The 21,070-nt window shown below is 73.1% G+C and carries 22 protein-coding genes and 2 pseudogenes; 12 read left to right on the plus strand and 12 right to left on the minus strand.

Annotation, left to right across the window (positions count from 1 at the left end; all coding sequences use genetic code 11):
- The first annotated feature begins 3 nt into the window (after positions 1–3).
- The 4 genes from BMY07_RS09495 to BMY07_RS35865 all read left to right on the plus strand — a co-directional run bounded on the left by BMY07_RS09495 (position 4) and on the right by BMY07_RS35865 (position 3,418).
- Positions 4–471, plus strand: coding sequence for a DUF6114 domain-containing protein (locus BMY07_RS09495; RefSeq protein ID WP_092776627.1), 468 nt, complete (start codon positions 4–6; stop codon positions 469–471).
- Positions 468–1,082, plus strand: a complete 615-nt coding sequence (locus BMY07_RS09500) for a hypothetical protein (RefSeq protein WP_092776629.1) — start codon at positions 468–470, stop codon at positions 1,080–1,082. The genes BMY07_RS09495 and BMY07_RS09500 overlap by 4 nt, the downstream gene beginning before the upstream one ends.
- On the plus strand, positions 1,079–1,756 hold the full coding sequence (locus BMY07_RS09505; RefSeq protein WP_143073418.1) for a DUF6230 family protein: 678 nt from the start codon (positions 1,079–1,081) through the stop codon (positions 1,754–1,756). The genes BMY07_RS09500 and BMY07_RS09505 overlap by 4 nt, the downstream gene beginning before the upstream one ends.
- Before the next feature lie 105 nt (positions 1,757–1,861).
- Positions 1,862–3,418, plus strand: coding sequence for a coiled-coil domain-containing protein (locus tag BMY07_RS35865; RefSeq protein WP_092776633.1), 1,557 nt, complete (start codon positions 1,862–1,864; stop codon positions 3,416–3,418).
- 141 nt (positions 3,419–3,559) lie between these two features.
- Here the strand turns inward: BMY07_RS35865 and rpmB are convergent, their stop codons facing one another.
- Positions 3,560–3,751, minus strand: a complete 192-nt coding sequence (rpmB, locus tag BMY07_RS09515; RefSeq protein ID WP_018682090.1) for a 50S ribosomal protein L28 — start codon at positions 3,749–3,751, stop codon at positions 3,560–3,562.
- A gap of 459 nt (positions 3,752–4,210) precedes the next feature.
- On the opposite strand from rpmB, the gene BMY07_RS09520 reads away from it, so the two are divergent.
- A complete protein-coding gene (locus BMY07_RS09520) occupies positions 4,211–5,830 on the plus strand; it encodes a DAK2 domain-containing protein (protein WP_092777302.1) in 1,620 nt (539 codons plus the stop codon).
- A gap of 108 nt (positions 5,831–5,938) precedes the next feature.
- Complete coding sequence (recG, locus tag BMY07_RS09525) at positions 5,939–8,101, plus strand: ATP-dependent DNA helicase RecG (protein WP_092776635.1); 2,163 nt, start codon at positions 5,939–5,941, stop codon at positions 8,099–8,101.
- A gap of 49 nt (positions 8,102–8,150) precedes the next feature.
- On the opposite strand, the pseudogene BMY07_RS09530 reads toward recG, so the two are convergent.
- The 5 genes and pseudogenes from BMY07_RS09530 to BMY07_RS09550 all read right to left on the minus strand — a co-directional run.
- A pseudogene (locus BMY07_RS09530) lies at positions 8,151–8,267 on the minus strand (uracil-DNA glycosylase); the annotation flags it as partial.
- A gap of 185 nt (positions 8,268–8,452) precedes the next feature.
- Positions 8,453–8,575: pseudogene (locus tag BMY07_RS35315) on the minus strand (uracil-DNA glycosylase); the annotation flags it as partial.
- A 186-nt stretch (positions 8,576–8,761) separates the two neighbouring features.
- Positions 8,762–9,436, minus strand: a complete 675-nt coding sequence (locus BMY07_RS09540) for a uracil-DNA glycosylase (protein ID WP_092776637.1) — start codon at positions 9,434–9,436, stop codon at positions 8,762–8,764.
- A gap of 37 nt (positions 9,437–9,473) precedes the next feature.
- Entirely contained in the window at positions 9,474–9,923 is a 450-nt protein-coding gene (locus tag BMY07_RS09545) for a GNAT family N-acetyltransferase (protein ID WP_092777304.1), read from the minus strand.
- 21 nt (positions 9,924–9,944) lie between these two features.
- Entirely contained in the window at positions 9,945–10,910 is a 966-nt protein-coding gene (locus BMY07_RS09550; protein ID WP_092776639.1) for a thiamine-phosphate kinase, read from the minus strand.
- Between the two features lie 108 nt (positions 10,911–11,018).
- On the opposite strand from BMY07_RS09550, the gene BMY07_RS09555 reads away from it, so the two are divergent.
- Both BMY07_RS09555 and BMY07_RS09560 read left to right on the plus strand, forming a co-directional pair.
- Positions 11,019–11,252 carry an Lrp/AsnC ligand binding domain-containing protein gene (locus BMY07_RS09555; RefSeq protein WP_092776641.1) on the plus strand — a complete coding sequence of 78 codons (234 nt, stop codon included), beginning with the start codon at positions 11,019–11,021 and terminating at the stop codon, positions 11,250–11,252.
- A gap of 19 nt (positions 11,253–11,271) precedes the next feature.
- Entirely contained in the window at positions 11,272–11,847 is a 576-nt protein-coding gene (locus BMY07_RS09560) for a DUF3515 domain-containing protein (RefSeq protein ID WP_092776643.1), read from the plus strand.
- Positions 11,848–11,887: 40 nt separating this feature from the next.
- On the opposite strand, the gene BMY07_RS09565 is transcribed toward BMY07_RS09560, so the two are convergent.
- Both BMY07_RS09565 and pdxR read right to left on the minus strand, forming a co-directional pair.
- Positions 11,888–13,024, minus strand: coding sequence for a D-alanine--D-alanine ligase family protein (locus BMY07_RS09565; protein WP_092777306.1), 1,137 nt, complete (start codon positions 13,022–13,024; stop codon positions 11,888–11,890).
- An 11-nt stretch (positions 13,025–13,035) separates the two neighbouring features.
- Positions 13,036–14,457 (minus strand): MocR-like pyridoxine biosynthesis transcription factor PdxR, encoded by a 1,422-nt coding sequence (gene pdxR, locus BMY07_RS09570; RefSeq protein ID WP_425426254.1) that lies wholly within the window; start codon positions 14,455–14,457, stop codon positions 13,036–13,038.
- Positions 14,458–14,527: 70 nt separating this feature from the next.
- Here pdxR and BMY07_RS09575 point away from each other — a divergent pair, with 70 nt between their 5' ends.
- Positions 14,528–15,226 (plus strand): pyridoxamine 5'-phosphate oxidase family protein, encoded by a 699-nt coding sequence (locus tag BMY07_RS09575; RefSeq protein WP_245782293.1) that lies wholly within the window; start codon positions 14,528–14,530, stop codon positions 15,224–15,226.
- On the opposite strand, the gene BMY07_RS09580 is transcribed toward BMY07_RS09575, so the two are convergent.
- On the minus strand, positions 15,195–15,674 hold the full coding sequence (locus BMY07_RS09580) for a cysteine dioxygenase (RefSeq protein WP_092776649.1): 480 nt from the start codon (positions 15,672–15,674) through the stop codon (positions 15,195–15,197). The two genes, BMY07_RS09575 and BMY07_RS09580, sit on opposite strands and share 32 nt — an antisense overlap.
- 351 nt (positions 15,675–16,025) lie before the next feature.
- Here BMY07_RS09580 and BMY07_RS09585 point away from each other — a divergent pair, with 351 nt between their 5' ends.
- On the plus strand, positions 16,026–16,625 hold the full coding sequence (locus BMY07_RS09585; protein WP_092777308.1) for a sigma-70 family RNA polymerase sigma factor: 600 nt from the start codon (positions 16,026–16,028) through the stop codon (positions 16,623–16,625).
- Positions 16,622–17,356, plus strand: a complete 735-nt coding sequence (locus tag BMY07_RS09590; RefSeq protein ID WP_092776651.1) for an anti-sigma factor — start codon at positions 16,622–16,624, stop codon at positions 17,354–17,356. The genes BMY07_RS09585 and BMY07_RS09590 overlap by 4 nt, the downstream gene beginning before the upstream one ends.
- A 21-nt stretch (positions 17,357–17,377) precedes the next feature.
- Here BMY07_RS09590 and BMY07_RS09595 read toward each other — a convergent pair whose 3' ends face one another.
- From BMY07_RS09595 to BMY07_RS09605, 3 genes are read right to left on the minus strand one after another with little or no spacing between them, the layout of a single operon-like run.
- On the minus strand, positions 17,378–18,472 hold the full coding sequence (locus BMY07_RS09595; RefSeq protein ID WP_092776653.1) for a cystathionine gamma-lyase: 1,095 nt from the start codon (positions 18,470–18,472) through the stop codon (positions 17,378–17,380).
- The gene (locus BMY07_RS09600) at positions 18,469–19,473 is read right to left on the minus strand and encodes an NAD(P)H-dependent glycerol-3-phosphate dehydrogenase (protein WP_092776655.1); all 1,005 of its coding nucleotides are present in this window, start codon (positions 19,471–19,473) and stop codon (positions 18,469–18,471) included. The genes BMY07_RS09595 and BMY07_RS09600 overlap by 4 nt, the downstream gene beginning before the upstream one ends.
- Positions 19,474–19,478: 5 nt before the next feature.
- Positions 19,479–20,201 (minus strand): lysophospholipid acyltransferase family protein, encoded by a 723-nt coding sequence (locus BMY07_RS09605; RefSeq protein WP_092776657.1) that lies wholly within the window; start codon positions 20,199–20,201, stop codon positions 19,479–19,481.
- Positions 20,202–20,351: 150 nt separating this feature from the next.
- Between BMY07_RS09605 and cofC the strand changes: the two genes are divergently transcribed.
- Positions 20,352–20,981: a 2-phospho-L-lactate guanylyltransferase gene (gene cofC / locus BMY07_RS09610; RefSeq protein WP_425426255.1), complete on the plus strand. Its 630-nt coding sequence runs from the start codon at positions 20,352–20,354 to the stop codon at positions 20,979–20,981.
- Positions 20,982–21,070: the final 89 nt, after the last annotated feature.

Raw genomic sequence — 21,070 nt, forward strand, 5'->3', positions numbered from 1 at the left:
GCGATGACGACAGCGGGCGAACTGCGTCGAGCGGGCCGGGTGATCGGGGCCGGGTGGCGGTGGTTCGCCGACTTCCGGCGGACCAGGCCGTTCTGGGGCGGGCTGTGGATGGTGCTGGGCGGCTGGGCGATCATGTCGCTGACCTTCGCGCCGATCGCGGTGGTGCTGGGCGCCGGGTTCGGCGGGGTCGCCGGGTACCTGCTCGGCGGCGGTCTCGTCCTGTTCGGACTGTGCGCGTGGTTCGCGCCGGGGGCACGGCACCTGGCCGGGTTCCTCGGGGTGCTGTTCGCGGTGGCGTCGCTGGTCGGGTCGAACCTCGGCGGGTTCCTGGTCGGCATGCTGCTGGGCATCCTGGGCGGGTCGATGACCTTCGGCTGGGGGCCCAAGCGGGTCCGCGAGTCCGAAAAGGACTCCCTGCCCAATGCCGTCGCACCCGGGGCCGTCGCACCGGAGGCCGGGGTGGGCGCGTGAGGCGGGCGTTGGCGTTCGGGGCGACGCTCGCGCTGGTCGTCGGCACCGCGGTCGTGCCGGACCTGCCCTACCTGAGCGCCGACGCGGCCCTGGTCGCCTCCCCTGCCCCGGCGCCGCAGATCGGGTTCCTGACCACGCCGAGGGACAAGCCGCTCAAGGTCACGGCGCGGGCCGGGTACGCGGCCTCCATCCAGTACAAGGGGACCGAGACGGTCGTCGACGCCAACGGGGTGTCGTTCCAGGCCGCGCACTACACCTTCCGCGCGCTCACCCTCGACGACCTGACCATCTCCGACGGTAGCCGCACCGACTACGCGCTGACCCTCGGCTCCAGCGGCACCGCCCAACTCGGCGGCACCAACGCAGCGGGGCAGCAGATGCAGACCGACCTGTGGGCGAACAACCTCTACGCGTCCAGCCCGCTGCTGCTGTGCGTGCTGCCCGCCGCGTGGCTGTTGAGCCTGGGCATCTCGTTGAGCGTGCACCTGTGCGACGTGCGGATGGACCTCTACGCGTTGAAAGCGTTCAACCCGTCGCCCACCTCGGGTAGGGACAATCCGGTACGGCTGCCTGGTGCGTCATTGTCCGTCAGCAGCAAGGGCACCTCGTGAAAGGGCGAACGCACTGGCGCAAAGCCGCGGTGCTCGCGCTGCCCGCGCTGGCTCTTGCCGGGGTTCTCGGGGCGCGTGTTGCCCAAGGGGCGATCGCGTCGGAAGTGGTGGTCCAAGGCGGCACGCTGTCGCTGTCCACCAGCGGTCTGTACGGGACCGACTTCGGCCTGTCGGTCGGCGACGTCACCCGGCAGAACGCCGACGGGAGCACCACGTCGGTGCGGGTGGGGCGGCTGGGGTTCGCCGAGGGCAGGCTGAACGAGCTGTGCCTGTCGTTCCAGCAACAGGTCCTGGGGTCCTGGTTCACCGTCTACATCACCGGCGGCGACGGCGACCGGTCCACTTGGGAGATCCGGACCGACAACGTGGAACTCGACGTGGTGACCGCCACCGGCGCGTTGGACATGGACGGTGTGGTGAAGATCGGCGTGCCAGGGGAGGACGTCACGACGATCAAGGACGCGGCGGGGAATTCCGTACCGAATCCGCTTCGCGTTCCGGCCGCCGAACACCGGATCGGGATCGATGCGACATTCGCGGAATTCCGCCAGGTGCGCGGGCAGATCGCGGTGATGTCGATCCCGCGGCCGTTGCGCATCCCCAACCTGGCGTTGCGGATGGAGCCGGGCCGCGGGCAATGTGCCGCTCCCGTGGCGCCGCAGGGCAATCCATAGCGGAGTCGGGGCCACCGCGGTGGTGCGACTCCGCAGTGTCGCGCACTCTGAGAATTAACTACTCCGGCGGGTTCACTCCCGCGGAGGTCATACTAAAGTGGGGCAATGCCCTCTGGTGACGCCGAGTCCACCGACCGACTTCCGCACTTCGACACCGTTCTGCGCGGGTACAACCCACGCCAGGTCAACGAACGGGTCACCCGCCTCACCTACGACCTGCGCCACGCGTCCAAGGGCCGCGACGACGCAGCGTCGAAGGTCGCCGAGCTGACCAAGTCGCTCGGCTCGCTGCAGCAGCAACTGCTGGAGACCACGACCCGGCTCAACCGGATCAGCGCCAACCCCAACAGCACCGAGGGCATGACCGAGCGGGTGCGGTTGATGATGCAGCTGGCCGAGGAGGAGATCGCCGAGTTCAAGCGGCAGGCTGACGACTACGGCGCCGCGACCCGCGCCGAGGCCGAGGCCTACGGCGCCAACACCCGCAAGGAAGCCGACGGGTACTCGGCGGCAACGCGCACCGCCGCCGACGACTACGCCGCGCAGACCCGGCTCAACGCGGAGGCCTACGCGGTCAAGACCGCCAAGCAGGCCGACGACGCCTCCGCCAAGACCAGGGGCGAGGCCGACGCCTACGCCAAGGAGCTGCGGGCCAGGCACGACAAGCTGATCGTCGACCTCGAGGAGCGGCGCAAGCAGCTCGAGGCCGACTACACCCGCAACCACGCCGAGCTCGACGCCGAGTACGAGACGATGCGGGCCACCCTCGCCGGTGAGCACAAGAAGCTGCTCGCCGACGCCCGCGCCGAGATCGAGCAGCAGGCCAAGGCGAACGAGACGCGCATCGGGCAGCTCTACGACGAGGCCGCCGCGCACCGCGACCAGCTCGACACCGAGGCGCAGGGCGTCCGCGAGGCGCTCGACGCGGAGTCCACCGCCCGCCGCACCGCCGCCGAGGAGCAGGCCGAGCGCGAGCTCGCCGAGAAGCGGGCGAGCGCCGAGGCCGCCATCGCGCAGCGCACCGAGCAGGTCGAGCAGGCGCTGGCCGCCCGCACCACCGAGGTCGAGACGAACCTGGCCGAGCAGACCGCCGCCATCGAGGCCGCGCTGCTCGCGCAGACCGAGGAGACCGAGCAGGCCCTCGCCGATCAGCGGGCCAGCGCCGAGGCCGCCATCAAGACCCAGCGCGACAGCGCCGAGAAGGCCGCCGCCCGGCTCGTCGCCGACGCCGAGAAGCAGAAGGCCGACACCGAGAAGGCGCTGGCCGAGGCCAGGTCCAAGTCCGACGCCGAGATCAAGGCGCAGCGCGAGGCCGCGGAGAAGGCGGCCGCCAAGCTCGTCGCCGACGCCGAGAAGCAGAAGGCCGACACCGAGAAGGCGCTGACCCAGGCCAGGACCACCGCCGACGCCGAGATCAAGGCCCAGCGCGACGCCGCCGACAAGCACGCGGGCGCGCTGGTGGCCGACGCCGAGGCCAAGCTCGCCGACGCCACCGCCCGCCACGAACAGGCCGACGCCTTCGAGCGCCGGGTGTCCGAGCAGGTCGCGGGCACCTTCGCGGTGCTGGAGGAAGCCCGCCAGCACTTCGCCGAGAGCCTCGGCGCCGCGGTGAAGTCCGCTGGCGCCAAGAACGGCACGCCCGCCAAGGCAGGCGCGCGCTAGAACACCCCAGGACGGGCGGTACCGGATTCCCTCCGGTACCGCCCGTTCTCCTTTCCGGGCCGCCCCGGGAACGCCAGCAGGGCCGGTCCCCGTGTGGGTACCGGCCCTGCTGGTGAAAGCTGTGGGTGACTCGCCGAACGATCAGCCGCGGACGACCTTGCCCGCCTTGAGGCAGGAGGTGCACACGTTGAGGCGCTTGCGCTGGGAGATGCCCAGGCGAGCGTGCACGGTCTGGATGTTCGGGTTCCAGCGGCGGTTGGTCCGCCGGTTCGAGTGCGAGACCGACTTGCCGAAGCCTGGCCCCTTGCCACAGACGTCGCACACGGCAGCCACGTCAGACACTCCTTCGCGTTGGTATTACCCGCATCTGCCCGAACCGCAAGACACACGATCCGGTGACGGGCGCACGTACGAGGACCTGGGCAGGCCCAGGCACTTCGGCACAGGGTAACCGGTGGCCGCACACACCTCCAAACCGGGGCCACACGACGGGCCACCAGGTCCGGACCGTCGGGTCCGGACTGCGGGCTACCAGGTCCGGACTGCCGGACCCAGACCGCCGGGCCCTGCCGCAGGCCGCCGAGTTCCGGACCGCCAGGTCCAGACAGCGGGTTGCCAGGTCCGGACCGCTGGAGCCGGGCCGCTAGGTCCCGACCCGGGTCCGGGCTGCCGGGTCCAGGCCGCCGGGTCGGGCCGCGGGGTCTGGGGTCGCGGGGTCTGGGGTCGCGCTGCGGGCCGCGGGGGCCGGGGTGCGAGGCGGGTTACCCTCGCGGAGACCGGGTGGAGGTGGCCGTGCTCGAGGCGTTGGACGCTGGGGAGGTGCGTCGGTGGGTGGCGGCTTGCGTGCAGTCGTTGGACGCGCACCGGGCCGGGATCGACCGGATCAACGTCTTCCCCGTCGCCGATGGGGATACCGGGTCGAATCTGCTGGACACGCTGCGGGCGGCCCTGGAGGCCCTGCTGCGGGCACCCACGGCGGAGCGGGTGGACGCGGGTGCCGCGTTCGGGGTGGCGGCGCGGGGCGCGCTGGCCGGGGCGCGCGGGAACTCCGGGGTGATCGCCTCCCAGTTGCTGCGCGGGATGGCGGCCGCGCTGCGCGGGGTCGACGCGGTCACCGGGCCGGACCTCGTGGCGGCCCTGCGCTCCGGGGCGCGGATGGCGGCGGCGGCGGTGTCGGAGCCCGCGCCGGGGACGATGCTGAGCGTCCTGGACGCCGCGGCCACGGCGGTCGGCGATGACCTGCACGGGGTCGCGGTGGCGGCGGCGAGCGCGGCGGCCGAGGCGCTGCGGCGGACCCCCGAGCAACTGCCCGTGTTGGCGGAGGCGGGCGTGGTCGACGCGGGCGGGCGCGGGGTGGTCGTGCTGCTGGACGCGTTGGTGGCCGTGGTCGCCGAGCGGCCCGCGGCGTTGGCGGCAGCGGCCCAGGCGCGCGCTGACGAGCTGGGGACCTCGTTGGTGACGGCCAGGGAGGGCGGCTCGGACCTGTACGGCTACGAGGTCATGTACCTGCTGCACGACACCGACGACCCGGCCGCCGACCGGCTGCGCGACGAACTGGACCGGCTCGGCGACTGCGTCTCGGTGGTCGGCGACGGCGACGGCCTGTGGACCGTCCACGTGCACTGCAACGACATCGGCGCGGCGATCGAGGCGGGCATCGACGCGGGGCGCCCGAGGCGGATCCGGGTGGCCCGTTTCGCCGACACCACGCCCGCCGAACCGCAGCGCTACAGCCGCGACCGGGCGGTGGTGGCCGCCGTGCGCGGGGAGGACCTGGCTGAGCTGTTCGTCGCCGAGGGGGTCGCGGTGCTGCGGGTCGGCGCGGCGGAGCCGGACCCGTACGCGCTGCTGGAGGTGATCACCGGGACGGCCGCCGCGCACGTGACGGTGCTACCGGGCGACACCGGCCTGATGTCGGTCGCCGACGAGGCCGCGATCCGGGCGGTGGCCGGGGGCCAGGACGTGGTGGTGGTGCCGTGCGCGTCGCCAGTGCAGGCTCTAGCGGCGATCGCCGTGCACGACCCCCGCCGACGCTCCGGCGACGACGTGGTGGCCATGGCCGAGGCAGCGGCCGCGACCAGACGCGGCGAGGTGGTGGTCGCGGAGGCGGACGGCATCACCTGGGTGGGCCCGTGCGCGGCCGGAGACGTCCTGGGCTTCGCCGATGGCGAGGTGGTGCTGATCGAGCCAGGCCCCGCCGGTCCGGAGGCACTGACGAGGGCCGCGGTCGGGGTGGTCGAGCGAATGCTGGCCGCAGGCGGCGAACTGGTGACGGCGGTGGTGGGCCAGACCGCGCCCGCGGGACTGACTGAAGCCGTGGCCAGACACCTCCGCCAAGAACGCCCAGACGCCGACCTGGCTACCCACCGCGGCGGCCAGACCGACTCGGTAGTCCTGTTCGGCGTGGAGTGACGCGGTGCTCGACGATCGGTGTGGGGTTGATCGGGCACGGGTGACCGCCTGTCGGTGGGTCGCGACAGAATGTGCGCGGTAGGCGGGCGCGGAGCGGACTGGAGTGGGATGACTGGGCTTGGCGAGCGGCTGGACCGGTTGGTGGGCAAGAAGTCGGCGGACGCGCTTGAGGGGGCGTTCAAGTTGGGGACCGCCGGGGACTTGTTGCGCCACTATCCGCGGCGCTATGCCGAGCGGGGGCAGTTGACCGATATCGCGGGGCTCGAGGTGGGCGAGCACGTCACCGTGATGGCCAAGGTCGTGTCGGTGACCAAGCGGCAGATGAAGACCAAGCGCGGGACGTTGGTCGAGGTGGCGCTGACCGACGGGAAGCGGTCGCTGGACTGCGCGTTCTTCAACCAGCCGTGGCACATGGAGAAGTTGAAGCCGGGGATCAGCGCGCTGTTCGCGGGTAAGGTCACCGCGTTCCGGCAGAAGTTGCAGCTGGCGAACCCGGATTACCAACTGCTCGACGGCGACGCCGAGACCGGGTCGGTGGAGGAGTTCGCCGGTGGGCTGATCCCGGTGTACCCGGCGTCGGCGAAGATCCAGTCCTGGCAGATCGCGCAGTGCGTGCAGCAGACGCTGGCGGTGCTCGACGAGATCGAGGACCCGTTCCCGGACGCGTTGCGCGACAAGCTCGGGCTGCCGCCGTACGAGCAGGCGGTGCGGTCGATCCACCGGCCAGCCGAGTGGGCGGACCTGGAACTGGCCCGCACCCGGCTCAAGTGGGACGAGGCGCTGTCGGTGCAGTTGGCGTTGGCGCAACGCAGGCAGGCCGCGAACGCGCGGCCTGCGCCCGCGTGCCCGCCCACCACCGGGGGGATCGGCAGCGCGTTCGACGAGCGGTTGCCGTTCACGCTGACCGCGGGGCAGGTCGAGGTGGGCGAGGCGATCGCGGCCGACCTGTCCGGTGAGAGCCCGATGAACCGGTTGCTGCAGGGCGAGGTCGGGTCCGGCAAGACGATCGTGGCGCTGCGGGCGATGTTGCAGGTGGTCGACTCCGGCAGGCAGGCGGCGATGCTGGCGCCGACCGAGGTCCTCGCCGCCCAGCACGCGCGGTCGCTGCGGGAACTGCTCGGCGATCTCGGGCAGTCGGGCGAACTGGGGGCGGCGGAGAACGCCACGAAGGTCACGCTGCTGACCGGTTCGCTGACCGCGCCGCAGCGCAAGCAGGCCATGTTGGACGCGGCGAGCGGCGCGGCCGGGATCGTGGTCGGCACGCACGCGCTGATCCAGGACAAGGTGTCCTTCGCCGAACTCGGGTTCGTGGTGGTCGACGAGCAGCACCGCTTCGGCGTCGAGCAGCGCGACGCGTTGCGCGGCAGGGCGGGCGAGAACCTGAGCCCGCACGTGCTGGTGATGACCGCGACCCCGATCCCCCGCACGGTCGCGATGACCGTCTACGGCGACCTGGAAACCTCGGCGCTGCGCGAACTCCCGGCTGGCCGCTCGCCCATCTCCACGACGGTCGTGCCGGTCGCGGAGAAACCGTCGTGGCTGGACCGGGTGTGGCAGCGGGTGCGCGAGGAAGTCGGGAAGGGACACCAGGCCTACGTGGTGTGCCCGCGCATCGGCGACGAGGAGGACGGGCCCGGCGGTTCCGACGACGGTCGGCGTCCCCCGCTCGCCGTGGTCGAGGTGACGGAGATGCTGGCGGCGGGCCCGTTGTCGGGGCTGCGGTTGGGGATCCTGCACGGGCGGCTGCCCGCCGACGAGAAGGACGCGGTGATGCGGGCGTTCGCGGCGGCGGAGGTCGACGTGCTGGTGGCCACCACGGTGGTCGAGGTCGGCGTGAACGTGCCCAACGCCACCGCCATGGTCATCATGGACGCCGACCGCTTCGGTGTCAGCCAGCTGCACCAGCTGCGCGGCCGGGTCGGCCGCGGCTCGGCCCCCGGCGTCTGCCTGCTGGTCACCGACATGCCCGGCGGCACCTCGACCCGCGACCGCCTCGACGCCGTCGCCTCCACCCTGGACGGCTTCGAACTGGCCAGGATGGACCTCGAACTGCGCCGCGAGGGCGACATCCTCGGCGCGAGCCAGTCCGGCGCCAAGTCCGGCCTGAAGATGCTCTCGCTCATCCGCGACGAACAGGTCATCGCCGACGCCCGCGTGGTCGCCCAGGCCCTCGTCGCCGACGACCCGGCCCTGACCGCCCACCCCGGCCTGGCCGGAATGGTCCACCAGGTCGTCGACGCCGAACGCGCCGAATACCTCGAAAAGGCCTAGCGCACCGCCGAAACCGGGGACACCACCACCTGATGGTGTCCCCAAACCCTTACGGGAGCTTCCAGTCCACCGGAGCAGCGCCTTGCTCGGCCAGGAGTTCGTTGGCGCGGCTGAAGGGCTTGGAGCCGAAGAAGCCGTTGTGCGCCGAGAGGGGGCTCGGGTGGGCAAGCCCGCCCACCGACGCGAGCTTCCGTAGTCGGAAATCGCCGCCATCGCAGGCCGTCGTGGCGCTGCCTCTGGATCGCGACCAGGCTCAGCAGCCCGACTACCCGGGCCACCATCAGCAGACGGTGGCCTTGTGGCGGACAAGGCCTGTCGAGCACGCCGTGGCGCGTGCCCGACCGCCAAGACCTACGGGAGCTTCCAGTCCACCGGGGCGGCGCCCTGATCGGACAGCAGTTCGTTGGCGCGGCTGAAAGGCTCGCAGCCGAAGAACCCGCTGTGCGCCGACAGCAGACTCAGGTGGGCAAGCTCGCCCGCCCGCGATGGGGCCGACGCGAGCCTCCGCAGGGGGAGGTCGCCGTCGTCGCAGGCCGCTCCGACCGTTGTTTTGCCGCCTCTGATCGCGAACGGACCCAGCAAGCCACCACCGGCAGACGAAGGCCTAGTGGCGGACAAGGCCTGTCGAGCACGCCGTGGCGCGTGCCCGACCGCGAAGACCTACGGGAGCTTCCAGTCCACCGGAGCAGCGCCTTGCTCGGCCAGGAGTTCGTTGGCGCGGCTGAAGGGCTTGGAGCCGAAGAAGCCGTTGTGCGCCGAGAGGGGGCTCGGGTGGGCGGACTCGATGGCGGGGACGGAGCCGAGCATGGGGCGCAGGTTGCGGGCGTTGCGGCCCCACAGGATGGCCACCAGGGGGCCGCCGCGGGCGGCGAGGGCCTTGATGGCTTGTTCGGTGACGTCTTCCCAGCCCTTGCCCTGGTGGGCGTTGGACTTGCCGGGTTCCACGGTCAGCGCTCGGTTGAGCAGCAGGACGCCGTGTTCGGTCCACGGAGTGAGGTCGCCGTTGGACGGGGTGGGGTGGCCGAGGTCCTCGACGTATTCCTTGTAGATGTTGATGAGGCTCTTGGGGATCGGCCGGACGTCCGGGGCTACCGAGAAGGACAGGCCGACGGCGTGGCCGGGGGTCGGGTAGGGGTCTTGTCCGACGATGAGGACGCGGACGTCGGCGAAGGGCTGTTGGAACGCGCGCAGCACGTTCTCCCCCGCGGGCAGGTAGGTGCGCCCGGCGGCGACCTCCGCGCGCAGGAAGTCGCCCATCGCGGCGATCTTGTCGGCCACGGGTTCCAGTGCCAGGGCCCAGCCCTGTTCGACGATCTCGCTCAGCGGTCGTGCCACGGCGGCAGACCATACCCACCCGGGTGAGTGGGCCCGGTCACGGGGTGAGGATCTTGCCGAGGTGGCGCGCCCTCGGCGAGTCGGCGTAGAAGCCGAACGGGGTGATGTCCTGATACCCGCTGGACAGGTAGAGCGCGATCGCCTCCGGTTGCTCGGAGCCGGTTTCCAGGATGAGCCTGCGGAAGCCGCGCTCGTGCGCGGTCCGCTCCAGTTCGGCCAGCACCGCGCGGGCCAGGCCGCGGCCGCGCGCGGTCGGGTTGACGTAGAGCCGTTTCATCTCCGCGGTCGCGGTGTCGTGCGCGCGCCACCCGCCGGAGGCGACGGCGACGTCGTCGAGGTAGCCGACGAGGAACAGACCGGACGGCGGGGCGAACTCGGTCGGGTCGACCGGCGTCTCGTCGAAGCCGCCGTAGCGGATGACGTACTCCTGCTGGACCTCGTCGATCAGCTTCGCCACGTCGGGGTGGGTGTAGTCCCGGATCTCGATGCGCACGCCCGCGATTGTCGCCTACCGCCAGTGCTGCCAGCCCGCGGTGCCGGTGTAGGTGGCCCCGTCGACGGTGACGCCCTGCCCCCTGGCGACGGTGCCGATCACCTTCCACCCCTCGGGCACGCCGTGCGGGTCGGGGAAGGTCGCCGCGAGCGCGTGGTCCTCGCCGCCGGTGAGCACCCAGTGCCTGGGGTCGCCGCCGAGCGCGCTGGCCACGTCGACCAGCCGCTGGTGCACCTCGACGAGGTCCGAGCGCACGTCGATGGCCACAGTGGAGGCGGCGGCGATGTGCCCGAGGTCGGCGAGCAGCCCGTCGGAGACGTCGATCATGGCGGTGGCGCCCGCGTCGGCCGCGGCGGGACCGGACTCGTAGGGCGGTTCCGGGGCGCGGTGGGCGCCGACGACGCTGACCGGGGAGCGGAAACCGCGGCCGAGCACGGCCAGTCCGGCGGCGCTCCACCCGAGCTTGCCCGCGACCGCGACGACGTCGCCCGGCCGCGCTCCGCCGCGGGTGACCGGTGCCCGCCCACGCAGATCACCCAATGCGGTGAGGGAAATCACAAGGGTGGCGGACTCGGTCATGTCCCCACCGACGATGCCGACGCGGGCCCTGGTGGCCTCCTGCCACATGCCCGCGGTGAGCTCCTCCACGACCGAGGCGGCGATGGTGGACGGGCAGGCGATGCCCACCAGCACCGCGGTCGGCACCGCGCCCATGGCGGCGATGTCGGCCAGGTTCACCGCGACCGCCTTGCGCCCCACGTGTTCCGGGGACGACCAGTCGAAACGGAAGTGCACGCCTTCGACGAGCACGTCGGTCCCGGCCACCACCCGGCCGTCCGGCGCGGCCACCACGGCCGCGTCGTCGCCCGGCCCCAGCAGGGTGGTCCTCGGCTGGGGTCTGCCCCGGGTAACCCGATCGATGAGCCCGAACTCACCCACCTCGGCAACGGTTTCCGCGCCGTCAGGCGTGTTCGGACTCACTGCTTCCTCCGATCACCGATATTCGGAATCCCCAACGAAAGGCAACTGGGGTACGTTGCTGGACACGTTCCTACCTCTAGGGGACTCCCAACCGCGAAGGGGCGCGCCGTGGTCCACGCATACATCCTGATCCAGACCGAGGTCGGCAAGGCCGCTGCGGTGGCGGCGGAGATCGCGGGCATCGCGGGCGTCACCACGGCCGAGGACGTGACCGGCCCGTACGACGTCATCGTGCGCGCGGAGGCCGACAACGTCGACCTGCTCGGTCAGCTGGTCGTGGCCAGGATCCAGAACGTCGAGGGCATCACGCGCACCCTGACCTGCCCGGTGGTCCACCTCTGAGGCGTGGTCCACTGGTCGGGTGAGCGAGCAGCCGACCACGACAGGCCTGTCCCGCACCGCCGTCACCGCGGCCGCCGTGCTGGCGGGCCTGCTGGTGACGGGGGTGGTGGTGGCGAGCCGGTTCCTGCCGGAGGCCCCCGATCGGGTGGCGGCGACCAAGTCCGCCGCCGCGCCGCGCACCGGCCCGGTCGGGTTGGTCCCGGTGGACGCGCCCGACGCCGCCGCACCCGACTGCGGTGCCCTCACCCAGGCCCTGCCCCAGGCGCTGCCCAACGGCGGGGGGTCGCTGCCCCGCCTGCCGATCGCCGACCCGGCCCCCGTCGGCGCCGCGGCGTGGGGCGACCAGGTGGCCGATCCGGTGGTGCTGCGCTGCGGCCTGGGCAAGCCGCCGGAGCTGACCCCGACCGCGGCGCTGCGCGAGGTGTCGAAGGTGCGCTGGCTGGTCATCGACGGCGACGGCGCCTCGACGTGGTTCGCCGTCGACCGCCCGGTCTACGTCGCGTTGACGCTTCCCGCCGGGCTCGGCACCGGCCCGCTGCAGACGGTGTCCGAAGTGGTCGGTCGGGCGCTGCCGGTGCGCGAGGTCCGACCGTGACCGCGCCCGCGAGCCGTGGCGCGGATCACCGGCGGTTGCCTCAGCGCAGGCCGGTCCCGCGGGCCAGCGCGGTGTCGACGAGCACGCTGAGCAGCGTCGGGTAGTCGATCCCGCTGACCTCCCACATCTGCGGGTAGGCCGAGGTGGGGGTGAAGCCGGGCATGGTGTTGACCTCGTTGACGGTCAGCTCGCCGTCCGGGCCGACGAAGAAGTCGACCCTGGCCAGGCCCTGGCAGTCCAGCGCGCGGAACGCGGTGATCGCGGCCTCGCGCAGCCGCTCGGCCACCTCGTCGGGCAGCTTCGCCGGGATGTCGAGCTCGCAGACCGCGTCGAGGTACTTGGCGTCGAAGTCGTACCAGTCGATGCCCTCGGCCAGCCGCACCTCGGCGGGCAGCGACGCGCGGACGGTGCCGTCGGGGAACTCCAGCACGCCGCACTCGACCTCGCGGCCGATGGCGGCGGCCTCGACGAGCACCTTGGGGTCGATCGCCCGGGCGTGCGCGATCGCGGCGTCGAGGTCGTCCCACGAGGTGACCTTGCTGATGCCGGTGGAGGACCCGGCGCGCGAGGGCTTGACGAACACCGGCAGCCCGAGGTGGGCGCGCTCGTCCTCGGTGAGGGTGGTCCGGTCGCGGCGCAGTTCCACGAACCGGCCGACCGGCAGGCCCTCGGCGGCCAGCAGCCGCTTGGTGAAGCCCTTGTCCATCGCCACCGCGCTGGCCAGCACACCGGGGCCGACGTAGGGCACGCCGACCATCTCCAGCAGGCCCTGGATGGTGCCGTCCTCGCCGTAGGCGCCGTGCAGCACGGGGAAGACGAGGTCGACACCGCTGATGACCTCGCCCTGCCTGCCCGGCTCCAGCACGACGAGACCGGCGGAGGTCGGGTCGGCGGGCAGGGTCAGCGCGGTGCCGCTGGTGATCTCGGGCAGCACCCGGCCCCGGATGCTCAGCGCGCTCGTGTCGCCGGGGCCGAGCACCCACGCGCCACTGGGCGTGATGCCGACCGGCACGATCTCGAACCGCTCGCCGTCGAGGTTGGCCAGCACGCTCCCGGCGGAGACGCACGAGATGGTGTGCTCGGTGCTGCGGCCGCCGAACACGACCGCCACCCGCAGTTTCGGCCTGTCCTGGGGGTGGGGCGAGCGCTCGGGGTCGGGCAGCGGGGAGGTCGGCATGGTGAACGAGACTACCCGGACGGAGTACCCCATTGGTCGCTCGACCGGGACAGCAGCGACAGCAGGTCAGGGATCGCGGCCTGCAGCTGCTCGCGTGAACACGCCGCGTAGCCGACCGCGATGCCGAACCAGGTCGCCGGTCCGCAGTGGTGGCGGGCCAGGCCGTCGAGCACGATGCCGCGGCCGGTCGCCGCCTCGATCAGCTCGTGCTCCTGCCCGGCCGAGCAGAGCGGGACCACCAGGTGCGCGCCCGCGTCGTCGCCGAGGAAGCGGACCCCGGCGCCGGTGAGCGCGTCGACGAGCATGCCGCGCCGCTCGGACAGCTCGCGGCGCAGCTTGCGCAGGTGCCTGCCCAGGTCGCCGTTGCGGGCCAGTTCCACCACCACGAACTGCCCGGCGGCCGAGGGGCTGGTGCCGGTGATGTCGCGGTGGTGCAGCACGGCGGCGACGACCGGCGGCGGCGCGACCATCCAGCCGACGCCCAGCGCGGGGGTGAGGATCTTGCTGGTGGTGCCCAGGTGCACGACCACGTCCGGGGCGAGGGAGGCCAGCAGCGGCAGCGGGGCCACGTCGTAGCGCAGCTCGCCGTCGTAGTCGTCCTCGATGACCAGCCACCCGTCGCGGCGGGCGCGGTCCACCAGCTCGACCCGGCGCGCGGCCGACATCCGCCTGCCCAGCGGGTACTGGTGCGCGGGCGAGCAGTAGACCGCTCGGGCGCCCGCGGGGACCGCGTCGAGCAGGAGCCCGTCCGCGTCGACCGGCACCGGCACCACGACCAGCCCGGCGGCCCGCATGGTCTGGACCGCGCGCTGGTAGCCGGGTTCCTCGACCGCCACGACGTCGCCGCGGCACAGCACCGACGCGGCCAGCTCGGCGACCGCCGCGGTGGTGCCCGCGGTCGCCAGGACGGACTCGCCCTCTCCCCCGTCGTACTCGCCGCTGACCCGCAACCCCCTGTGGCGCAGCAGGTGTTCGGCCACCGCGGCCCGGTAGGCGGGCACGCCCGCGCGGGTCGGTCTGGGCAGCGGAGCCACATCCGCTGCGCCGCGCCACGCCCGCCGCCACGCCGACCGGTCGATCCCGCTCGCCCACGGCGATCCCGGCCGCAGGTCGACCGCGGCGACGTCGGCCGACTCGGTGGCCTTGGCCTTGGGCCGCGCGGACGGGGAGCCGGGCGGCGCGGTGGTGACGTAGGTGCCGGAGCCGTGCTTGCCGGTGATCCAGCCCTCGGCGTGCAGCTGCTCGTAGGCGGCCGCGGTGACGGTCCTGCTGACGTTGAGCTGCAGGGCGAGCGCGCGGGTGGAGGGCAGCCGGTCGCCGCTGCGCAGCCTGCCGTCCCCGGCGGCCGCGCGCAGCTCCTGCGCGAGCTGGACGGCCAGCGGTGTGGGGGACCCCCGGTCGAGGGTCACCGGCAGGGCTGGGCTCTCCGACACCAGTGGCCTCCTGAAATCACCGAGCTGTGGCCCTGTCAGGATGCCACTGGCGTGCGGCAGCGTAAACGGCGTGACCGAGACCTGCCTGCCCCCGTCCGGTGGAACCCCTGGTGGGGCCGCCGAGCTGTCGCCGACCCCGCGCAGCACCATCAAGCGCGGCGCCAACCGCGCCGTGACCGACCGCGGGGCGCTGCACGCGGTGCTCGACGCCGGTCTGATCTGCCACCTGGCCACGGTGGTCGACGGTTTCCCGCTCGTCCTGCCCACCGGCTACGGCCGCGACGGCGACACCCTCTACCTGCACGGCTCGACCGGCGCGCTCAGCCTGCGGACGGCGATGTCGGGGGTGCAGGTCTGCGTCGCGGTGACCCTGGTGGACGGGATCGTCTACGCGCGGTCGGTGTTCCACCACTCCATGAACTACCGGTCCGCGGTCATCCACGGCACCGCCGTGCGGGTCACCGACCCGGCGGAGAGGCTGCACGGCCTGCGCGTGCTGACCGAGCACATGGCGCCCGGCTCGTGGGAGCACACCAGGCAGCCGAGCCAGAAGGAGTTGGCGGCGACGGCGGTGCTGGCGCTGGACCTCACCGAGGCCGCGGTGAAGACCCGCACCGGCGGTCCGGTCGACGACGAGGACGACGTCGAGGCGAACACCGCGTGGGCAGGCGTGCTGCCGATCCGGGAGGTCTGGGGCGAGCCGGAGTCGGCGGCCGAACTCGACCTGCCGGGGCACGTCAGCGCGCGGGCAGCCGCTCCGGTCCGGTGACCGGGTCGATGCGGTAGTTCCGCATGGCCGGGCGGGCGTCGCGGTAGACGTGGATGCTGACCGCCGGGTCCGCGGAGTCGTTGCCGACCTGGTGCAGGTAGCCGGGACCGAACACCCTGCTCTGGCCCTGGGCCAGCGAGTGCAGCACCTCGGCAGGCCGGTGCGGCGCCGCGACCCGCTCGGTCAGCGAGCCGGACACGACGGTGAACGCGCCCGCGACGGAGCCGTGGTCGTGCAGGTCGGTCTGCTGGCCGGGCAGCCAGCTCATCAGCCACACCTCCTGGCCGTCGACCCGGTCGACCAGGGCGGCGAACCGCTCGGCGGGGTCGTAGCGCAGCAGCGGCGCCCACGAGGCGCGGTCCTCGGCGTAGCGGCGGGCGACGAGGGCGGGGTGCGCGGTGGCCGGGGTGGCGGCGAGCGCGACGGTGTTGGGCGGGACGGCGAACATGCGCGGGAAGTCCTTAGGTGGCGGTGAACTCAGCAGGCGGCCCGGGGCACGGGTCGGCGGATGGGCTGGATCAACGACACGGACAGAGCGCGCTCGCGACAAGACCGAGGTCGACGTGACCCCGGCGGTCGGCGATGGCGCGCAGCAACACGCGGCACAGCGTGGCAGTGGGTTTCCCACGGCGCAAGCCCGCCCCGGCCGCGCCCACACCGTGGGACACTCGCCGGGTGACCAGCGGCCTGCCTGCCGCGGCGGCGCGGACCCGGTGGCCAATCCGGTGCGGCCGGTGCGCCGAATGACCCTCGACGTGCGGACGCCGGTCCCGCGGCTGGTCGAGGAGAGCGGGTGGTCATGGCGGAGCGGGTTCGGCGGATCGCGGGCGTGAACGCGGCCGACGAGGCGCGCGCCCCGGACCCGGAGGCGTTGCTCCTCCAGGTCGCCCGGGGTGACGAGGGCGCGTTCGAACGGCTCTACGAGCTGGTGTCCGCCCCGGTGTTCGGGTTGGTGCGGCGCATCGTGCGGGACCCGGCCCAGTCGGAGGAGGTGACCCAGGAGGTGCTGCTGGAGCTGTGGCGGACCGCGGCGCGGTTCAGCCCCGAGCGCGGCAGCGCGATGACCTGGGTGATGACCCTGGCGCACCGGCGCGCGGTGGACCGGGTGCGCTCGGCGCAGTCGGCGACCGACCGCGAGGACCGCGCCTACCGCAGGGAGGCGAGCAGGCCGTTCGACGAGGTCGCCGAGCAGGTGGGCACCCGGCTCGAGCACGAGCAGGTGCGCCGCTGCCTGTCCTCGCTCACCGACCTGCAACGGGAGTCGGTCGAACTGGCCTACTACCGCGGTTTGACCTACCGCGAGGTGGCCGAACTGCTCGACACCCCGCTGGGGACGATCAAGACTCGACTGCGTGACGGACTGATCCGCATGCGCGACTGCCTGGGGGTGGCTCGATGACCGCTGACATCCACGCGCTGACCGGCGCGTATGCCCTCGACGCCATCCCGGAGATCGAACGCGCCGCGTTCGAACGGCACCTGGCCGACTGCGACGCGTGCGCCCAAGAGGTGCGCGAGCTGCAGGCGACCGCGGCCAGGCTCGGCGACGCGGCGGCCGAGGCCCCGCCCGCGGAGCTCAAGGCCAGGGTGCTGGCCAGGATCGCCGAGGTCCGCCAACTCCCGCCGATCGAGCACACCGGACCGGCCGCGCGCCGGGCCAGGCCGTGGGCGACCCGGCTGACCGCGGTGGCCGCGGCCGCGCTGCTGGTGGTGTCGGTGTCGCTGGGCGCGCTGCTGCTGCGCAGCCAGCAGGAGCTCGACGACCAGAAGACGCAGGCGGCGGCCATGACGGAGCTGCTCTCGGCCGACGACGCGCGGTTCGTCAGCGGCTCGACGACCTCGGGGCTCGCGGGCACCGTGGTGGTGTCGCGCTCGCGCGGCCAGGTCATGCTGCTGGCGGCGAACATGCCGCCCGCGCCGGACGGCAAGACCTACCAGGCGTGGCTGATGCAGGACGACGGCAGCCCGCGCTCGGTCGGCCTGCTGCGCCCGGACGACACCGGTCGGGCGTCCATCGTGGACAGCTCGGGCATCGGGACCGCCAACCAGGTCGGCGTCAGCATCGAGGCCGCGGGCGGGTCGGACACCCCGCACGGCCAGGTCGTGATGAAGATGGCGCTACCCGACTAGCCCTGCCCGACCGACAAGGCACTACAGCCGGCCCAGGGCTGTGAGGACATCCGCGACCAGGTCGCGGGTGTCCTCGCAGCCGCAGGACAGCCGCAGCAACCCTTCCGGCACGGCGTCGCCCCAGCGGGCCCTGCGGTCCGCGCTGGAGTGCAGGCCGCCGAAGCTCGTCGCCGACGACACGAACCGCGACGCCGCCAGGAATCCGGCGACTGCCTCGGCCGAGGCCAGCTCGAAGGTGAGCACCCCGCCGAAGCGGCGCATCTGCCGCGACGCCACCTCGTGCGCCGGGTCCAGCGGCGAACCGGGCCACCGCACCGACCGCACCGCCGGGTGTTGGCGCAGGACCTCGTGGAGCGCCGCCGCGTTCTCCGCCTGCCGCGCCAGCCGCAGGTCCAGCGTGCCGAGTCCCCGGTGTGCCAACCAGACCTCGAACGGGCCCGGCACCGCGCCGCTGACGGTGCGCTCGGATCGCAGGCGGGCCGCCAGGTCCTGCTCCGCGGTCGTGATGTGGCCGAGCAGCACGTCGCTGTGGCCCGCGAGGGCCTTGGTGTCGCTGGCCAGGGCGATGTCGGCGCCGAGTTCCAACGGGCGTTGCCCCAACGGGGTCGCGGTGGTGTTGTCCACAGCGACAAGGGCACCGGCCGCGTGCGCCAGCCGGGTGATGGCGGCGATGTCGCACACGTCCAGTCCCGGGTTGGACGGGGTTTCCAGCAGCACCAAGCGCGCGCCCGCGACTGTTTCCGCTGTCCACTCGGCGGTGGTCGGGACCTCCCTGACCACCAAGCCGCTCATGTACTCGTTCACGTAAGAGCGGCCGAGGTAGTAGCCATCGGACGGCAGGACGACCGTGTCGCCCGGCTTGAGCAGCACCCGCAGCAAAGACGACACAGCGGCCATACCCGACGGGTAGACCACACACGACCCGCCGTCCAGGTCGCCGATGGCCGTCTCCAGTGCCCGCCACGTCGGATTGCCCGCCCGGCCGTAGAAGTCGGCGGCGGGATCGTCGGACAGGTGGAACTGGCTGGCCATGACCGGTTGCGGTGGCACGGGACCACCCGGCGCGGCCGGGACGAGACCGCCGTGCACGCACCTGGTGCCGTCGCCGAGGCTCATCGCTCCGGCCTCGTCTTGCGCCCGATCAGCTGGCCCGCCATCTCGGTGAGGTCGAACCCGTCGTGGCACACCCGGTGCACCACCTCGGTGATCGGCATCTCCACCCCGTGGCGCATCGCCAGCTCCCGGATCGACGAACAGGACTTCACCCCTTCGGCGACCTGCCCGCCCACCGCGGCCTGCGCCTGGGCCATGGTCTCGCCGCGGCCCAGCCGCGCGCCGAAGGTCCGGTTGCGCGAGAGCGGCGACGAACACGACGCCACCAGGTCGCCCAGCCCGGCCAGGCCCGCGAACGTCATCGGGTCCGCGCCCAGCGCCGCGCCGAGCCTGCTGGTCTCGGCGAGACCGCGGGTCATCAGCGTGGCCAGGGTGTTGGCGCCGAAGCCGAGCCCGTCGGCCATGCCGCACGACAGCGCGATGACGTTCTTGCAGGCGCCGCCCAGTTCGCAGCCGACGACGTCGGTGATCGTGTACGGGCGGAAGTAGCCGGTGGTGCAGGCCTGCTGCAACGCGACCGCGCGGTCGTGGTCGCGGCAGGCGATGACCGTCGCGGTCGGCTGCTCCTCGGCGATCTCCTTGGCCAGGTTCGGCCCGGACACCACCGCGACCTGGTCGTCGGGCACGCCCGCGACGTCGACGACGACCTCGCTCATCCGCTTGAGGGTGCCCAGCTCGACGCCCTTGGCCAGGCTGACCAGCGTCGCGCCGCGCGGCAGCAGGGCGCGCCACGCGGTCAGGTTGTTGCGCAGGGTCTGGCTCGGCACGGCGAGCACGACCGTGCCGGCGCCGTCGAGCGCCAGCCTGGGGTCCGAAGTGGACGTCAGCGGCGCGGGCAGCACCACCCCGGGCAGGTAGTCGCGGTTCTGCCTGGTCTCGGCGATGCCGTCGGCGACGTCGCGGCGCCTGGCCCACAGCACGACCTCGGTGCCCGCGTCGGCGAGCACCTTGGCGAAGGCGGTCCCCCACGACCCCGCGCCCATGACCGTGATCTTGCCCGCCATGGTCGTCAGTCCGCCGCGGTGTCGCGCTTGGCACTCGCGCGGTAGAACTCGGTCGGCGCGGGCTCCTCGCGGATCTCGGCGACCAGCGCGCGCACCCGGTCCATCAGCAGGTCGGTGACCTCGCGCAGCAGCTGGTTGGTGACCGGCCTGCCCCGGTAGGCGGACAGGTCGACCGGGTCGCCGACCATCGTCACCACCCGCTTGCGCGGGAACGGCCGGAACTTCTTGTCGTAGCCGTTCCAGATCTCCTGGGTGCCCCAGCGGGCCGCCGGGATCACCGGGACGTCGTTGTCCAGCGCGAGCCGCGCCACGCCCGTGCGCGACCACATCGGCCACCCGGCCGGGTCCTTGGTGATGGTGCCCTCGGGGTAGATGAGCACCAACTTCCCGTCGCGCAACGCGTCGTGCGCCGCGCTGAGGCTGCCGCGGGCGTCCGAGGTGCCGCGGTAGACCGGGATGCCACCGGAGCCCGCGAGCATCTTGCCGAACACCGGGATCCGGAACAGGCTGTCCTTGGCCATGAACCGCGGCACCCGGCCGTTGCGGTGCACGAACACCGCGTCGCTCGGCGGGTCGAGGTGGGAGACGTGGTTCATCACCAGCAGGGCCGCGCCCTCGGCGGGCAGCTTCTCGGCGTGCCGGTAGTCCCGCTTGGCCAACCAGGTCAACGGGTAGAACGCCGCGGCGGACACCCCGACCCAGAACCCGCCCTTCTCACGCTTGCCCAACGCCGCTCCTCGAGTGCTCCGCCAGAACCGCCGCGGCGCTGCCGCCGCGCGTGACCCGTGAGTCTCCCTGGCTGACCCGCCCCGGGTCCACACGGGTCCACCGGCGGGTGGCGCCGACACCCCGCGCGCGGGTGCGGCAGGATCGGTGGTGTGGTCGACCTCGTGGTGCCGGTCAAGAACCTGGACAGGGCCAAGTCCCGGTTGCGCGGTGCGGTACCCGGCGGCGCGGCCGCGCACCGCGAACTCGTGCTCGCTGTGGTGTTGGACACGGTGACCGCCGCGCTGGCCGCCGATGGCGTGCGCAGGCTCCTGGTGGTCTGCGAGGACGCGCGGGTGGTCGCCGCGCTCGCGGGCACCGGCGCGGAGGTCGTCGACGAACGCGGCCTGCCCGGGCTCAACGCCGCGTTGGACTTCGGCGCGCAGGTGCTGCGCCGCGCCGATCCGGACACCGCCGTGGGCGCCATGCAGGCGGATCTCCCCGCGCTGCGCCCCGAGGACCTGGCCGCCGCGCTGGCCGAGGCCGGTGGCAGGCGGGCGTTCGTGGCCGACCGGCAGGGCACCGGGACGACGCTGCTGCTCGGTGCGCCCGGTGCCGCGCTGGACCCCGGGTTCGGGCCGGGTTCGGCCGCGGCGCACGGCGCGGGCGCCGTCCGGGTCGGCGACCGGTTGCCCGCACTGCGTTGCGATGTGGACACCCCCGGTGACCTGCGGCTGGCCGCGGGCATCGGGCTCGGCGCGCGCAGCGCCCGGTTGGCCGAGGGCGCCTGCCGGGTGCGGTGAGCCGCGCCGCGCGGATGTGGCGAGAATTCACGTCTCCGTACGCCTCGCGGGTGCGCCCGGACGTCCCCCGTACCCGACAATGGGGCGGT

It is taken from the genome of Actinokineospora terrae (assembly GCF_900111175.1).
Classification (GTDB): Bacteria; Actinomycetota; Actinomycetes; order Mycobacteriales; family Pseudonocardiaceae; genus Actinokineospora; species Actinokineospora terrae.

Bases quoted from the DNA above. Each gene is read 5' to 3' on its own strand.
- BMY07_RS09495 (WP_092776627.1), top strand. From the start codon at position 4: ATGACGACAGCGGGCGAACTGCGTCGAGCGGGCCGGGTGATCGGGGCC.
- BMY07_RS35865 (WP_092776633.1), top strand. From the start codon at position 1,862: ATGCCCTCTGGTGACGCCGAGTCCACCGACCGACTTCCGCACTTCGAC.
- recG (WP_092776635.1), top strand. From the start codon at position 5,939: ATGACTGGGCTTGGCGAGCGGCTGGACCGGTTGGTGGGCAAGAAGTCG.
- BMY07_RS09565 (WP_092777306.1), bottom strand. From the start codon at position 13,024: ATGCCGACCTCCCCGCTGCCCGACCCCGAGCGCTCGCCCCACCCCCAG.
- BMY07_RS09580 (WP_092776649.1), bottom strand. From the start codon at position 15,674: ATGTTCGCCGTCCCGCCCAACACCGTCGCGCTCGCCGCCACCCCGGCC.
- BMY07_RS09585 (WP_092777308.1), top strand. From the start codon at position 16,026: ATGGCGGAGCGGGTTCGGCGGATCGCGGGCGTGAACGCGGCCGACGAG.
- BMY07_RS09590 (WP_092776651.1), top strand. From the start codon at position 16,622: ATGACCGCTGACATCCACGCGCTGACCGGCGCGTATGCCCTCGACGCC.
- BMY07_RS09595 (WP_092776653.1), bottom strand. From the start codon at position 18,472: ATGAGCCTCGGCGACGGCACCAGGTGCGTGCACGGCGGTCTCGTCCCG.
- BMY07_RS09600 (WP_092776655.1), bottom strand. From the start codon at position 19,473: ATGGCGGGCAAGATCACGGTCATGGGCGCGGGGTCGTGGGGGACCGCC.